The 14,117-nt window shown below is 63.1% G+C and carries 12 protein-coding genes; 7 read left to right on the top strand and 5 right to left on the bottom strand.

The window, feature by feature from the left end; genetic code table 11:
* Nucleotides 1–25: 25 nt before the first annotated feature.
* Nucleotides 26–1,138, bottom strand: coding sequence for an amidase (locus GV818_RS28175; RefSeq protein WP_161757848.1), 1,113 nt, complete (start codon nucleotides 1,136–1,138; stop codon nucleotides 26–28).
* 790 nt (nucleotides 1,139–1,928) lie between these two features.
* Between GV818_RS28175 and GV818_RS28170 the strand changes: the two genes are divergently transcribed.
* From GV818_RS28170 to GV818_RS28150, 5 genes are all read left to right on the top strand, one after another.
* Nucleotides 1,929–3,080 carry an ABC transporter substrate-binding protein gene (locus GV818_RS28170; protein WP_161757849.1) on the top strand — a complete coding sequence of 384 codons (1,152 nt, stop codon included), beginning with the start codon at nucleotides 1,929–1,931 and terminating at the stop codon, nucleotides 3,078–3,080.
* A 107-nt stretch (nucleotides 3,081–3,187) separates the two neighbouring features.
* The gene (locus GV818_RS28165; RefSeq protein WP_161778096.1) at nucleotides 3,188–4,225 is read left to right on the top strand and encodes a branched-chain amino acid ABC transporter permease; all 1,038 of its coding nucleotides are present in this window, start codon (nucleotides 3,188–3,190) and stop codon (nucleotides 4,223–4,225) included.
* Complete coding sequence (locus GV818_RS28160) at nucleotides 4,222–6,024, top strand: branched-chain amino acid ABC transporter ATP-binding protein/permease (RefSeq protein ID WP_161778095.1); 1,803 nt, start codon at nucleotides 4,222–4,224, stop codon at nucleotides 6,022–6,024. Before GV818_RS28165 ends, GV818_RS28160 begins: the two co-directional genes overlap by 4 nt.
* On the top strand, nucleotides 6,024–6,836 hold the full coding sequence (locus tag GV818_RS28155) for an ABC transporter ATP-binding protein (protein WP_161778117.1): 813 nt from the start codon (nucleotides 6,024–6,026) through the stop codon (nucleotides 6,834–6,836). Before GV818_RS28160 ends, GV818_RS28155 begins: the two co-directional genes overlap by 1 nt.
* Nucleotides 6,837–6,994: 158 nt before the next feature.
* Nucleotides 6,995–7,801 (top strand): class II aldolase/adducin family protein, encoded by an 807-nt coding sequence (locus GV818_RS28150; RefSeq protein WP_161778094.1) that lies wholly within the window; start codon nucleotides 6,995–6,997, stop codon nucleotides 7,799–7,801.
* Between the two features lie 16 nt (nucleotides 7,802–7,817).
* Here GV818_RS28150 and GV818_RS28145 read toward each other — a convergent pair whose 3' ends face one another.
* From GV818_RS28145 to GV818_RS28135, 4 genes are all read right to left on the bottom strand, one after another.
* Nucleotides 7,818–8,294, bottom strand: coding sequence for a MarR family winged helix-turn-helix transcriptional regulator (locus GV818_RS28145; RefSeq protein ID WP_161757854.1), 477 nt, complete (start codon nucleotides 8,292–8,294; stop codon nucleotides 7,818–7,820).
* A gap of 391 nt (nucleotides 8,295–8,685) precedes the next feature.
* On the bottom strand, nucleotides 8,686–8,817 hold the full coding sequence (locus tag GV818_RS34635; RefSeq protein WP_256667549.1) for a hypothetical protein: 132 nt from the start codon (nucleotides 8,815–8,817) through the stop codon (nucleotides 8,686–8,688).
* Nucleotides 8,818–8,914: 97 nt separating this feature from the next.
* On the bottom strand, nucleotides 8,915–9,886 hold the full coding sequence (locus tag GV818_RS28140; RefSeq protein WP_161778093.1) for a Gfo/Idh/MocA family protein: 972 nt from the start codon (nucleotides 9,884–9,886) through the stop codon (nucleotides 8,915–8,917).
* A 41-nt stretch (nucleotides 9,887–9,927) separates the two neighbouring features.
* The gene (locus GV818_RS28135) at nucleotides 9,928–10,812 is read right to left on the bottom strand and encodes a Dyp-type peroxidase (protein WP_161778092.1); all 885 of its coding nucleotides are present in this window, start codon (nucleotides 10,810–10,812) and stop codon (nucleotides 9,928–9,930) included.
* A 301-nt stretch (nucleotides 10,813–11,113) separates the two neighbouring features.
* On the opposite strand from GV818_RS28135, the gene GV818_RS28130 reads away from it, so the two are divergent.
* Both GV818_RS28130 and GV818_RS28125 read left to right on the top strand, forming a co-directional pair.
* On the top strand, nucleotides 11,114–12,739 hold the full coding sequence (locus tag GV818_RS28130) for an NADP-dependent glyceraldehyde-3-phosphate dehydrogenase (protein ID WP_161757857.1): 1,626 nt from the start codon (nucleotides 11,114–11,116) through the stop codon (nucleotides 12,737–12,739).
* A gap of 154 nt (nucleotides 12,740–12,893) precedes the next feature.
* The gene (locus GV818_RS28125) at nucleotides 12,894–13,937 is read left to right on the top strand and encodes an FUSC family protein (RefSeq protein WP_161778091.1); all 1,044 of its coding nucleotides are present in this window, start codon (nucleotides 12,894–12,896) and stop codon (nucleotides 13,935–13,937) included.
* Nucleotides 13,938–14,117 lie beyond the last annotated feature (180 nt).

Genomic DNA, 14,117 nt, shown 5'->3' with positions numbered 1-14,117 from the left:
GGGTTCTCCAAGGTAAACATGGCGATTAGTCTTCCAGGCGCCGGACCAGCTCGCGGGCCACTGCACACAGCAGTTCATCCGCGCCATGGGCGGCAATGAGTTGAAGGCCCACCGGCAGTCCCGAAGCGCCTTCCAGAGGAATGCTCAGGGCCGGATGACCGGAAAGATTGAACGGCCGCACCAGGGCGGTCATGCCCAGGACCGCACGGGTATCGGTAGCGTCGGCCAGCACCAGCGGATAGTCGGGCATGGTCGGCAGCGCCAGGATCGGGAACCGCTGCAGCGCCTCGTCGACCTCGGCGGTGAAGGCCAGGCGCACCTGCTCGGCTTCGGCCAATGCGGCACTGGAGGTCTGCCCGGCGGCCTGCAGGCGGCCGGCGATATCGCTGCCCACTCGGCCGGTTTGCAACAAGTGGCCGCAGGCGTTCCAGGTCTCGGCATTGATCACCACCATGCCGGCGTCATACGCCGCGGCCATGCCTGGCAGCCGTTGCTGGCCGAGGCTGAAAGCGCTGCGCTGCAAGGCATGGTCGAGGGCTGCGCGGATCGGCTCGCTGGCTTGCACCGGAACCACCCCGATGCTGATCTGCGTCACCGCCGGCAAGGGGCCAAAACCTGGATCGATGGCCTGCATGGCTTCGATCAGGCGCTCCATGCTGCGTGCCAGCGGCCCCACGCAATCCAGTGAGCTCTGCGCCGGCATCACGCCTTTGCGGCTGACCCGGCCGAAGCTCGGCTTGAGGCCAAACACGCCACAGCAGGCCGCTGGAATACGCACCGAACCACCGGTGTCGGTGCCCAGGGCAAAGTCGCACAGCCCGGCCGCCACCGCCGCCGCCGAACCACTGGACGAGCCGCCGGGTATACGCCCCGGATAACGCGGGTTCGGCGGCGTGCCGGCCCAGGCATTCAGGCCGGTGGTACCAAATGCCAGCTCATGCAGGCTGGTCTTGCCGCTGATTCGGCACCCGGCATCCAGCAGCGCCTGTACCACTTGCGCATGCTCAACGGCAGCCGGCGCATCAGCCAATGCATGACTCGAAGCCCGGGTCGGGTAGCCGGCGATATCAATGGTGTCTTTCACCATCACCGAGCTGCCGCTCCCACCCAATGCTAATTCCTCGACGACAATCGACATGCCCTTCACCTGCTTCATGGGTCACTGGCCAACCTCGCCAGAACAGATGCACCCGACCGAAACCAGTGGGTGAACGCTTAAATCTAAAATCATAATAATTAGTTGAAATGTCAATTGAATTTGACATCTTTTATTGGTGTGTATTTTAGGTGCATTTTCTGACCCCAAGCACCGTCATCGTGCAGTTTGGTAACAGCCTCAAAAAAGCCGAAAAACATCGAATATCATGATTTTTATGATTAAATTCAGCACATTATGAGCAATATGAAAATCAATCCCAATAAACAGGAAAACTATAAAACGCCCTTACAGAGAAAATATTTACGTTCCAAATCAACTAATAAATCACTAAAAAAAAGGCAAAATAACCCATAAAAAATACCGATTTTTCCCCTTCATTTTTTCTGCTTTCCGCCCTCCACAAAGACAACATTGACCCAGGTCAATGCCTTGCCCCAGACGCTGTGCGTGGCCTTTTCGCGCTGCTGCAAAAGCCCCCAGGGAGCGGCCGTGAAAGGGCCCGGGGATCGACCACCGAAGGCACGACTGCCAAGCCTCGGCGGTAACACTCGGCGAGCCGGTCGAACGTTTTTTCTGGCATGCAATCTGCTTTTGCCCTCCACGCTCCCTGGCCGATGAGTCGTCGGTCGATCAGCAGCCACAGCGTCCGGCCCATTCGCCGCAACGCTCGAACGGTTCGACAAAAACAGGTCAGCCCCGATGCCCTCAAACGCTAGGGAGCCTTGGCCAGCAACCCCTTGCAGCGCCTTGCAACTCTTCGGAGAAAGTCATGCTTTTCAGAAAAGCCGTGTCCACGTTGTTGTTGAGTGTTGCCTGCGCCAGCGCCGCGCAAGCTGAAGTGAAAGTGGGTGTCATCACCTCCGCCACCGGCCCTATCGCGCTGATCGGCATCCCACAGAAGAACACCATCGCCCTGCTGCCGACCCAGGCCGGGAACCAGACGGTGAAGTACATCGCCCTGGATGACGCCAGCGACCCGACAGCCACCGTCAAGGCCCTGAAGAAACTGATCGATGAGGAAAAGGTCGACGCGATCATCGGCCCGAGCGGCTCGCCCAACGCCATGGGGGTGATCCAGTTCGTCGCCGAGGCCGGTGTGCCGTTGCTGGCCCCCGTAGGGACGGCTGCAGTGGTGCTGCCGATGACCGAGCAGAAAAAATGGGTGTTCAAGACCACCCAGAACGACGACCTGATCGCCAAGGCGCTGTTTGCGTACATGAGCAAAAAGGGGGTCAAGACCCTGGGTTTCATCGGCACCAGCGACCCTTACGGCGAGAACTGGGCCAAGGTCATGGCCGGGCTCGCCACCGAGCACAACATCCAGGTGGTGGCCAACGAACGCTTCCAGCGCCAGGACACTTCGGTCACCGGGCAAAGCCTGAAAATCCTCAGCGCGCGGCCTGATGCCGTGCTGGTCGCCGCCCCCGGCAGCTCGGCAGTGATGCCCCAGGCCACGCTGTTCGACCAGGGTTATCGTGGCCAGGTCTACCAGACCCACGGCGCGGCGCTGCCGGACTTTCTCAAGCTCGGCGGGAAGAAAGTCGAGGGCACCATTCTGGCCGCGAGCCTGATGCTGGTCCTGGATGAAATGCCCGACTCGCACCCCTCGAAAAAAATCGCCAGCGACTACACCAGTGCCTACGAAAAACTCACAGGCAGCAAACCCGCAACCTTCGGCGGTAACACCTTCGATGCCGGCCTGCTGCTGCAAAAAGCCATTCCGATCGCCGCCCAGAAAGCTGCGCCCGGCACCGCCGAGTTCCGCACGGCATTGCGCGAGGCCCTCGAACAGAGTCACGAACTGGCCGGCACCCAGGGGGTTTACAACATGACGCCACAAGACCACAGCGGCTTCGATGAACGCGGCCGGGAAATGATCGTGGTGAAAAACGGCAACTGGACCCTGTTGCACGACAACTGATCGACACCTTGGGCATGCCGTCCGTGGCATGCCCGGCCGACCTGGCGCTACTTCAGCCCCAGACCGGCCCCGCTTGATATTCAACCGATCAGAAGAGAGTGCTCATTATGAATTTCCAGATAGCCATGCTGCTGGGCCAGGACGGCATGACCAATGGCGCGATCTACGCGCTGCTGGCCCTGTCGATCCTCCTGGTGTTCACCGTGACGCGGATCCTGTTGATCCCCCAGGGTGAATTCGTTACCTATGGCGCCTTGACCATGGCCACCTTGCAGAGCGGTCGACCCACCGCACTGATCTGGCTGCTGCTCGGGCTCACACTGATCGACTGCCTGCTCGACCTGTGGGGCGCCGCGCGATCCAGCCGGGCATTGCGCTGGCCCTGGCGCGTGCTGTTCAAGCTCGGTTATGCGCTGCTCATCGCACTGCTGATCAAGACCCTGCCCCTGGCCGAACTGCCAATGCTGGTGCAGGCGCTGCTGACCCTGGCCTTGGTGGTGCCGCTGGGACCGCAGATCTACCGCCTGGTGTTCCAGCCCATTGCCGCGGCCAGCGCCCTGGTGTTGCTGATCGTATCGATCGCCGTGCACGTGAGCATGGTCGGCATTGCCCTGCTGCTGTTCGGTCCCGAAGGCGCGCGCACCAGGCCATTTTCCGAAGCCGGCCTGGAGCTCGGACCGGTGACCTTCAACAGCCAGACATTCTGGGTGCTGGCAGTGTCCCTGGCCTTGATCATCGGCTTGTACCTGTTCTTTGAACGCACGCTGTATGGCAAGGCCCTGCGCGCCACTGCAGTCAATCGCATGGGCGCCAGGCTAATGGGTATTTCACCGACGCTGGCGGGCAAGTCGACCTTCCTCCTGGCGGCGCTGATCGGCACGTTGTCGGGAATCCTCATTGCCCCCATCACCACCTTGTATTTCGACTCGGGCTTCATCATCAGCCTCAAGGGCTTTGTCGGCGCAATCATTGGCGGCCTGGTCAGCTACCCGGTCGCGGCCATCGGGGCCCTGGCCGTGGGTCTGGTCGAGGCGTTCTCGATGTTCTGGGCCAGTACCTACAAGGAAATCATCGTCTTCACCCTGATCATTCCGTTCCTGCTTTGGCGTTCGCTGACCCACCGTCATGTGGAGGAAGAACAATGAATCCGCGCTATCTGGTACTCGCCCTGATATTGCTCCTGGGCGTGGCACCGCTGCTGTTGCCGCCCTACTACGTGACCCTGCTCAACTACATCGGTCTTTACACCCTGGTGGTGCTCGGCCTGGTCCTGCTGACCGGGGTCGGCGGCATGACCAGCTTCGGCCAGGCCGCGTTCGTCGGCCTCGGTGCCTACACGTCGGCCTGGCTGACCACCAGCGAGCAGCTACCGGCGTGGCTGGCCTGGGCCAGCACCTCGCCCTGGCTGACCCTGCTGGTCGGGGTCATGTTGACGGCCGGCGTGGCTCTGCTGCTCGGCGCGCTGACGCTCAAGCTGTCCGGGCACTATCTGCCCCTGGGCACGATTGCCTGGGGCCTGTCGCTGTATTACCTGTTCGGCACCCTGGAATCCTTAGGCGGGCATACCGGGGTCAGCGGCCTACCGTCGATTTCGCTGTTCGGCCTGCTGCTCGACAAGGGCGAAAAGATCTTCTATCTGATCTGGGCCTTCCTGCTGATGGCCATCCTCATCACCCAGAACCTGCTGAACTCGCGCGAAGGCCGGGCCATTCGCACGCTCAAGGGCGGCCAACTGATGGCCGAGTCGATGGGCATCAACACCTTGCGCTCGAAGATGGTGATCTTCGTCATCTCGGCGGTCTTCGCGGCGATTTCCGGCTGGCTTTACGCCCACACCCAACGCTTCGTCAACCCGACGCCGTTCGGCCTGAACATGGGCATCGATTACTTGTTCATGGCGCTGATCGGCGGCGTCTCCAGTGTCTGGGGAGCTCTGCTCGGCAGCAGCGTCCTGACCCTGCTCAAGCAATGGCTGCAGGACTGGCTGCCTCACCTGCTGGGCGATAGCGGCAACTATGAAACCATCGTCTTCGGCGTGTTGATCGTGCTGTTGATGCAGCGCGCACCCGGTGGGCTGTGGCCATTGCTGGTCGGCTGGCTGCCCAAGCGCTTCAAGGCTCGCAGCCGGGGGCCGGCGGTCGACACCAGCGCCCCGCCCCTGCCCCGCCGCGAACAGCCGCAACACGGGCAGCAGGTGCTTGAGGCGCGACACGTGAGCCGGCATTTCGGTGGCTTGGTGGCCAACAACGACATGAACCTGAAGATCCACAGCGGGGAAATTCTCGCCCTGATCGGACCCAACGGCGCCGGTAAGAGCACCTTGTTCAACCAGTTGTCCGGGGTCGACACCCCGACGTCCGGCGAGGTGCTGTTCATGGGCCGCAAGATCAACGGCCTGAGTTCACGACACGTGGCCCGCATGGGCCTGAGCCGGACCTTCCAGCATGTCAAGCTGCTGCCGGAAATGAGCGTGCTGGAGAACGTCGCCATCGGCGCACACCTGCGCGGACACCGCGGAATCCTGGCCGCCGCCCTGCATCTGGAGCGCCGCGAAGAGGCCATGCTGCTCAATGAGGCCAGGCTCCAGCTGGAGCGGGTCGGTCTCGGTGACTGCCTGCATGAACAGGCCGGCAGCCTGGCGCTGGGCCAGCAGCGAATCCTCGAAATCGCCCGCGCCTTGTGCGCCGACCCTTGCCTGCTGTTGCTCGACGAGCCCGCAGCCGGCCTGCGCCTGAAAGAAAAACAAGCCCTCGGCATCCTGCTCAGCCGGCTGCGCAGCGAAGGCATGGCGATCCTGCTGGTGGAGCACGACATGGACTTCGTCATGGGCCTGGTAGACCGGGTGGTGGTGATGGAGTTCGGTCAACGGATCGCCCAGGGCCTGCCCGAAGAGGTGCAGAAAGATCCTGCGGTACTCGAAGCTTATCTGGGAGGGGTGGAATGATGAACATGCCTGCACAACCGCAACTCGTGTCGCACAACCAGGTCAGCGACCCGCTGCTGCAGATCAGCAACCTGAGCGTGGCCTACGGCAAGGTCGAGGCCTTGAGCAACGCCAGCCTGTGCGTCGGCAAAGGCCAGATCGTCACGGTGATCGGCCCCAACGGCGCCGGCAAGACCACCTTGCTCTCGGCCATCATGGGCGTGCTCGGTTCCCATGGCCGGGTGGACTTCGATGGCCGCCTGGAGAGCGTGCCAGAGGTCGAGGTCATGGTTTCGCGGGGGCTCGGCCTGGTTCCGGAAAAACGCGAACTGTTCACCAGCATGAGTGTCGCCGACAACCTGTTGCTGGGCGCCTTCCAGCGCCATTGCCGAGGTGATCGCGACTACGCTCGCACCCTTGGCGAGGTCTATGAGCTGTTCCCGCGCCTGTGGGAGCGCCGTGGGCAACTGACCGCGACCCTCTCCGGCGGTGAACGACAGATGCTCGCCGTGGGCCGCGCGCTGATGGCCAAGCCCAGATTGCTGATGCTCGATGAGCCCAGCCTGGGCCTGGCACCGTTGATTACCCGGGAGATCTTCCGGATCATCAGCGCACTGCGCGAACAGGGCGTGTCGATCCTCCTGGTCGAGCAGAATGCCCGCGCCGCGCTGCGGGTCGCCGACTACGCCTACGTGCTGGAAACCGGTCAGATCGCCATGCAGGGCCCCGCGCAACAACTGGCCAATGACCCACGGGTCATCGAGGCCTATCTGGGCCTGGCCAGCAAGCATCAGGAGATGCTCGCCCCGCTGAATCCAGAAGCGTCACCATGACCCCTGCCGAGCCAGACCCTCGGTCTGCGGCATGTGCTCGGCGGCGTGGCATTCATCACCCCGCACTGCCCAGCCAGTCGAACACCCCACACCTGATGCTCTGGCACGCTTTCGCGGCGACCAGGCATGCCTCTGATGCTGTGCACAAGGAATCCGCCATGACCCACGCCTCCCTGGAAAAGCCAACCCATTGCAGCAACGACGAATGGGCCCTGCGCGTCGAACTCGCGCACTGCTATCACCTGGTGGATTTCTTCGGTTGGAGCGAAACCATCTTCAACCATATTTCCGCGCGCCTGCCCGGCCCGGCGCACCACTACCTGATCAACCCGTTCGGCCTGAACTACAGCGAAGTGACCCCGGCCAATCTGCTCAAGGTCGATCTGCAGGGCACAAAGCTTGAAGACTCACCCTATGACGGCAACCCCGCCGGTTTCGCCCTGCACAGTGCCGTGCATGGTGCGCGACCAGATATTCGCTGCCTGATCCATACCCACACCACGCCGATCTCGGCCATCGCCATGAAACAGGCCGGTTTCGCTCACCACGACTTCTATGGTGCACAGCTCAGCGGACGTATCGGCTACCACACCTTCGAGGGCATCACCCTGTTCGATGACGAGAAGGCCCGGATGATCGACAGTCTCGGCGACAAACACATCCTGGTGCTGCGCAACCACGGCATCGCGGTCGGTGAAAGCAGCATCGCCAAGACCTTCTTCCTGCTCTGGACCGTCCAGCGCGCTGCCGAGATCCAGTGCCAGTCCGGCGCCCTTGGCGGCGCAGACAACCTCCTGCCGGAAGAGATCAGTGCCAAGTGCGCCGACCTCACCGCGATGCTGATCGGCAACAGCGGCTTCGCCGATAAATTTTTCAGCGCCATGGTGCGCAAGATGCAAGCCGAGCGTGGTCAGTACGGGTCATTGGCGCCGGCCAGTCAGGCGTCAGGCCGGGCCAGGATCTAAAGCACAGCGGTGAGGTTCAATCCTGTGGCAGGTTGTTGAAAATCTTTTCCAGGGTGCTGTTGAGCTTGGTGATCTGCGCTTCGGTCAGACCCTCGAAGCTATTGAGGAAGATGTCGCGGGTACCTTGCTGGATCTTTTCGATGGTCTGCCGGCCGCTATCGGTCAGCGAGACCTGAGTGACACGCCCGTCGCTGGCGCTGGTGGCGGTTTCCACCAGGCCGTCGGCCTTCATGCGGTAGACGATCTTGGTGATGGTCGGCAGCTTGGCAATGGCATGGATGGAGATCTCCGAAATGCTCGACTCGCCGTTCTCCTTGAGAATGAACAGGATCCGCCAGCGCGGGATGTCCATGTCGATTTTCTTCAGCGCTTTCTCCATGGCCATGGAGTAACGCCCGTACAGACGAGCCAACCAGTAGAAGGGAAATTGCTCCTTCTTGAAGTCCTCACTGGCGGGGTCGTAGCGGCTTCGGCGTTTTTTCGGGGTGCTCATAAAGGTTCGCGGCGCCTTGGATCAAAGCTGGGATTATAGGGACATCGCACCACTCGTCGCCCGTGAGCGCTTACGCATGAGGTGCAGCGGGCGCCATTGTCACGCTCGACGCTGCAAAAAACCAGCGACCACGCTGGCCTCGGCAGCGCTGTCCCGACCACGGGTGAGGGGTCGGTCTTGCAAGACGGCCAAGCGCTGCACTGGCTGGAAAACTCGTGGGGGTTCTCCTGAGGAAGCTGAACGCCATGCCAACGCATCCCTTCTTCCTCCAGGCCAGGAGTACCGTATGCCGACTCGAAAACTTGTCCTCAGCGCCCACCAACAGCCACTCATCAATACGCAGGGCAAGTCCGCTCGCTAGCCAAATACCCGCAAGGTTCCGGGTGAAGGTTTACGCCTGCTGGGGCAAGGTGTCGCCGAGGAAGTAGCGAGAATCGCGGCACTGCGCCAAGCGGCCTCGGCCGGTATTGCGGATCTGCAACAAGCTTGCTGCAGCGAAGTACAGGAAGACCAACTGCAGCAATACCTTGAAGACCTGGAGCTGGAGGCGGCGGCAACGGCGCAGGAGAAACACTGGGCCGGCCCAATAGCGGATGCACCTGCCGGCCGAATAACGCCGTTCACTCCCCGCGCTGGAGAATCCGGTCCATGATGCGATCGGTCTTCAGCGCTTCACTGGCCAACGCCGGATGCTGCCCTTCACCGCGGATATGGGCGTTCATGCCCAGCACGTGATGCCACTGGATGTGCGGATGATGGTCGATGCTCAGGCTCAGGGTTTCGACGGCTTCGAGCCGTACCGGATGCTCGTCGAACACCGAGAACAGAATACGCCCCTGGCTGCCGAGGATTTCAACCCGGTCCTCACGGCGGTCGGCGACGAAGTTCCAGGCCCCACTGCCCAGCGCACCGCTAGCAAAGCGCCAACTGGCGCTGACTGCATCTTCGGCGGCGTACAACCCGGCCTGGCGGGCAGTGAAGCCGACCACCTCGCGGATGTCACCCAACAGGTACTGGAACAGGTCAAAACCATGGCTCGCCAGGTCGGCGAAGTAACCACCGCCGGCAATCTGCGGATCGGTGCGCCAGTTGGCCACGCCCTCGCGATCGGCCGCGGATGCAGCCTTGCTCAGGCTCCAGTGCAGGTGCCGGACCGCTCCGATACGCCCCTGCGCCAGCCATTGCCGCACGGCCTGGAAACGCGGCAACGAACGGCGGTAGTAGGACACGAACAGGTGCAACCCGGCTTGCTCGAATGCCTGCTGCATGGCCAGGCTTTGCGCCAGGTTCAGCGACATCGGCTTTTCCACGCAGCAATGCTTGCCGGCCGCGGCCACCAATAAGCTGTAGCCATGATGACTGTCCGGTGGCGTGGCGATGTACACCGCATCCACCTCGGGGTCGTTGATCAGGGCCTCGGCATCGGTATAGACCCGGGCGATGCCATGGCGCGCGGCATAATCGCGCACCGCGTCCAGGCGCCGCCCCATCACCGCCACCAGCGCCGAGCCCGGCACCTTGTAAAAAGCCGGGCCGCTCTTGCGCTCGGTGACACTGCCGCAACCGATCATGCCCCAGCGTACGGTCTGCATCGCCCCGCCCTCCCCGTCAGTGTCGCGCCCCGCTTGAGCGATCAGACTGCGCGCAGCGCGCGCAGGTCCAGGCGACCGTCCTGCAACGGCGGGCACCAGTAGTAGCCGCCAGTGATCGGCCGGCTCATGCGGTACAGGCCATCGACGATACCGTCTTCCAGGCCGCTCATGCGTCGCAGTTGCACTTCAAAGGCATTCAAGGTGCAGCCAAACGCCAGGAACATCAGGCCGCCCTGATCGCCTTCGATCCACGGCATCGAGCGGCGCACCATAAAGGCTTCCGGGGTAAAGCTTTCCTGGGCGGTGCGCTTGACGTGGGCCGAGACCGGCGCGTCGTCCAGCTCCTCGTTGTCGCTCAGGCGCCGGCCGATGATGTGGTCGCGCTCTTGCTGCTGCATCGCGGCAAAGCCCTTGAAGTCATGCTGCCATTGCTGGATCGCGGCAAAGCTGCCACCGCGCAGGCCGGCGTCGCCCTCGGCCAGCGCCGCCGCCACAGCGGCTTCTTCATGGGGGTTTTCGGTGCCGTCTTCGTAGCCGGTCAGGTCGTGGCCGGTCTTGTGGCGGAAGGTTTCGTTCATCTGCACCAGGCGAAAGGCCGGGGCCAATGCCGCCTCCAGCGCGTTGCTGCGGTGCATCAGCTCGCCACGTTCGTCACCGCGCAGCCAGACCCACAGGGCGTGCTGGGTCGAGGGATTGTCGACGCCGACGCCGGTCAGCGCCGGGAAGGCCTTGAGCCCTTGCACTCGGGCCCCCAGGGCCTTGACCAGCGACGCGCCAAACCCTGCTACCGCCGAGGCGCCATCGATTCGCGCCTGCAGTTGATCGAGGGCCTGGGGCAACGCCTCGATGGACTCCAGGGCAAAAAACAGATGGCGAGCGTGGGACGGAACGGGTGCAGCGAGAATGCCGGGCTGGTAGTAACTCATGGGAACTCCTGAATGAAGCTGGGGAGTTTAACGTTATGGGCCGATGGCGTCTGCGTTGCTGCGCAACGGCACAGCGCATCTGACGGTATCGACCCGGTGGCCGGAGTATCCGGGGAGTCAATGGACAGTGCCGGAGCCGGCAGTTGCCGGCCCAAGGCTGAAACGTTTAATCTCGATTCACAAGCAGCGGATGCCGGGCGGAAAAACCGCTAAAGCATCGGGCGATTCAGGCGTATAAACCTTGGAGCGATGTCGCAATCAGCCATCCGCGCCGGAGCCATTTTCAACACGGGGTAGAGTCATGACCACAGCCAATCTCTTGAGCAACCTGTTTCCTGCCGCCGCCGACATCCCCGAAGCCTATCGCCTGCCCGACCCCATGGAACAACGGGACTACCTGGTGGACGGTGAGTTGCGCACCTGGAGCGGACCGCTGGCCCAGGTCCGCAGCCCGATCTATCTGAGCAGCGCCGAAGGCGATCAGCAGGTGATCCTCGGCAGCACGCCGTTGCTCGACGCCGACACCGCCCTCAGCGCCCTGGACGCCGCCGTACGTGCCTACGACCGAGGCCAGGGCGCCTGGCCGACGATGCGCGTGGCCGAGCGCATCCAGCACGTGGAAGCCTTCCTGGCGCGCATGCGCGAGCAGCGCACGGCGGTGGTCAAGCTGCTGATGTGGGAGATCGGCAAGAACCTCAAGGACTCGGAAAAGGAATTCGACCGCACCTGCGACTACATCGTCGACACCATCGGCGCGCTGAAGGAACTCGACCGCCGCTCCAGCCGCTTCGAACTGGAGCAGGACACCCTCGGCCAGATCCGCCGGGTACCGCTGGGCGTGGCCTTGTGCATGGGGCCCTACAACTACCCGCTGAACGAAACCTTCACCACCCTGATCCCGGCGCTGATCATGGGCAACACCGTGGTGTTCAAGCCGGCCAAGCTCGGCGTGCTGCTGATCCGACCGCTGCTCGAAGCCTTCCGCGACAGTTTCCCGGCCGGGGTGATCAACGTCATCTACGGCAGTGGCCGCGAGACCGTCAGCGCACTGATGGCCAGCGGCAAGATCGACATCTTTGCCTTTATCGGCACCAACAAGGCCGCCAGCGACCTGAAGAAACTCCACCCCAAGCCGCACCGCCTGCGCGCCGCCCTGGGCCTGGACGCGAAGAACCCGGGGATCGTGCTGCCCGACGCCGACCTCGACAACGCAGTCAGCGAAGCCGTCACCGGCGCGCTGTCGTTCAACGGCCAGCGCTGCACCGCGCTGAAGATCCTGTTCGTGCATGAAACCGTGGTCGAGGACTTTATCCAGCGCTTCAACCACAAGCTGCAAGGCCTCAAGCCAGGCATGCCCTGGGAGCCGGGCGTGGCCCTGACGCCGCTGCCGGAGAACACCAAGGTCGACTACCTGCACGCCCTGGTGGCCGATGCCCAGGCGCATGGCGCGCGCGTGGTGAACCCCAATGGCGGTGCTTCCCGCGCCTCGTTCTTCTACCCGGCGCTGCTGTACCCGGTGAACCCGCAGATGCGCGTCTACCACGAGGAGCAGTTCGGCCCGGTGGTGCCGATCGTGCCCTACCGCGACCTGGACACGGTGATCGACTACGTCCTGGAATCGGACTTCGGCCAGCAACTGAGCCTGTTCGGCAGCGACCCGGCACAGATCGGCCGGCTGGTGGACACCTTCGCCAACCAGGTCGGGCGGATCAACATCAATGCCCAGTGCCAGCGCGGGCCGGACACCTTCCCCTTCAACGGGCGCAAGAACTCCGCCGAAGGCACGTTGTCGGTGCATGACGCACTGCGCACCTTCTCGATCCGCACCCTGGTGGCCACCAAGTTCCAGGAACGCAACAAACAGCTGATCAGCGACATCATCCGCAATCGCGACTCCAGCTTCCTGACCACCGACTACATTTTCTAGGACGGTAGATAGAGAGTGTTCGCGCCTCGCGCTGAGGCGCGCTGTTTCTAACGGGCCAGGGGCTCGCCGAAGGGCGAGTGCCTACCCGCCGCCTACCCTTGGAGGACATTGTCTGGGCCGGTTCAAACTCCTGCGCAGGATCACCCTGCCACCCTTGCTGCAGCGCTTGCTGCGTCCCGTACTGGACCCTTATCGGCGTTACCGTCACGCCCGGCTGATCCATGCCGTGCGCGTCGCCCTCGGCCTGATCGCCACCATCCTCTTGACCACCGGGCTCAACCTGCCCCACGGCGAATGGGCCTCGGTGACCATGCTGGTGGTGATCGGCGGCCTGCAGCACCACGGCAACATCGGCAAGAAAGCCACCGAGCGGGCCATCGGCACCCTGGTGGGCGCGGGCGTCGGCCTGGTGCTGGTGGTGCAGCAGGCGTATTTCGGCCACCCCTGGATCACCTACCTGGCGATGTCGGCGGTCTGCGGCTACTTCTCCTACCATGCCATCGGCAAGGGCGGTTACACCGCGCTGCTGGCGGCGATCACCGTGTTCATTGTCGCCGGCCACGGCGACAACCAGATCAGCGACGGCCTGTGGCGCGCGGTGGATATCCTCATCGGCATCGCCCTGGCCCTGGCGTTCTCCTTCGCCATCCCGCTGTACGCGGTGTACTCCTGGCGCTACAACCTGGCCAGCGCCCTGCGCGACTGCGCGCAGCTGTACGGACGAATCATCAGCGGCAAGTCGGTGACCGACGACGAACACCTCAAGCTCCTTGGCCGGGTCAACAGCGCCATGCTGCAACTGCGTTCGCTGATGCCTTCGGTGTCCAAGGAAGTACGGATTTCCATGACCGAACTGGACGCCATCCAGCGCAACCTGCGGATGTGCATCAGCACCCTGGAGATTCTCGGCAACACCCGCCCAGACGCCAGCGACCCGCACGCCATGGCGCAGATGCAACTGGCGCTCAAGACCGAGCACCGGCAGATCCGCGTGCAGCTGATCGGCATGGCCCGGGCCCTGCAATCGGGGGTCACCCAGCGCCTGGAAAAAACCCTGGAAGGCAGCGCCGAGAATGCCCTGGAGACGCCGGTGTATTCGGCCCTCGACGGTTATCGACTGCTGACCCGGCAATTGGCGGCGACCCTCGGCGAGATGCGCCAGCGCTTGGCCAAAAGCGCTCGGCATTGGCGGATCTAGGCCCCCTGATTGAAGGGGCGCAAGCGGGGTGTATCACCCATCTGCCAGGTCCGCACGACAGGCTTGAGCCGGCCTGTTCAACAGCCGCGAATGGACGTTCTTGAATGTCCATGAGATCGTTTACGCCACTGACCTGACGTGCGCTCGACCATGACCCCAACCTACCCTGCCCCCGCGACC

It is taken from the genome of Pseudomonas sp. Fl4BN1, from assembly GCF_009908285.1.
Lineage (GTDB): Bacteria > Pseudomonadota > Gammaproteobacteria > Pseudomonadales > Pseudomonadaceae > Aquipseudomonas.
The sequence above is the reverse complement of the archived record's forward strand: the minus strand, read 5'-3'. Positions and strand labels throughout refer to the sequence as shown.

Bases quoted from the DNA above. Each gene is read 5' to 3' on its own strand.
- GV818_RS28175 (WP_161757848.1), bottom strand. From the start codon at position 1,138: ATGTCGATTGTCGTCGAGGAATTAGCATTGGGTGGGAGCGGCAGCTCG.
- GV818_RS28170 (WP_161757849.1), top strand. From the start codon at position 1,929: ATGCTTTTCAGAAAAGCCGTGTCCACGTTGTTGTTGAGTGTTGCCTGC.
- GV818_RS28165 (WP_161778096.1), top strand. From the start codon at position 3,188: ATGAATTTCCAGATAGCCATGCTGCTGGGCCAGGACGGCATGACCAAT.
- GV818_RS28160 (WP_161778095.1), top strand. From the start codon at position 4,222: ATGAATCCGCGCTATCTGGTACTCGCCCTGATATTGCTCCTGGGCGTG.
- GV818_RS28155 (WP_161778117.1), top strand. From the start codon at position 6,024: ATGAACATGCCTGCACAACCGCAACTCGTGTCGCACAACCAGGTCAGC.
- GV818_RS28150 (WP_161778094.1), top strand. From the start codon at position 6,995: ATGACCCACGCCTCCCTGGAAAAGCCAACCCATTGCAGCAACGACGAA.
- GV818_RS28145 (WP_161757854.1), bottom strand. From the start codon at position 8,294: ATGAGCACCCCGAAAAAACGCCGAAGCCGCTACGACCCCGCCAGTGAG.
- GV818_RS28140 (WP_161778093.1), bottom strand. From the start codon at position 9,886: ATGCAGACCGTACGCTGGGGCATGATCGGTTGCGGCAGTGTCACCGAG.
- GV818_RS28135 (WP_161778092.1), bottom strand. From the start codon at position 10,812: ATGAGTTACTACCAGCCCGGCATTCTCGCTGCACCCGTTCCGTCCCAC.
- GV818_RS28130 (WP_161757857.1), top strand. From the start codon at position 11,114: ATGACCACAGCCAATCTCTTGAGCAACCTGTTTCCTGCCGCCGCCGAC.